Consider the following 219-nt stretch of genomic DNA (forward strand, 5'->3'; position numbering starts at 1 on the left):
ACCTTCGCTGGTCTCCGCGAGATGATGCGTGACTGGATCAAAGCCCGCAACTACGGCATCCAGACGGGCGATATGCAATACGTGAGGCCGTACATGCTGGATACCTTCAAAAGCGATATCGAATTCCTCAACTCCATCGAAAAGCTTTACAAAGAAGGTGGCTGGGTTATCGAAGGAACCTCAGAATACCAGGCCGAAAGCGACCTCATGTATGACGAA

At 50.7% G+C, this 219-nt stretch carries 1 protein-coding gene; it reads left to right on the plus strand.

Annotation, left to right across the window (positions count from 1 at the left end; all coding sequences use genetic code 11):
- On the plus strand, positions 1-219 hold a 219-nt coding region (locus tag HMPREF2971_RS01565), incomplete at both ends, for a DUF6318 family protein (protein ID WP_246825012.1).

This window comes from Rothia sp. HMSC066G07, assembly GCF_001814485.1.
Classification (GTDB): domain Bacteria; phylum Actinomycetota; class Actinomycetes; order Actinomycetales; family Micrococcaceae; genus Rothia.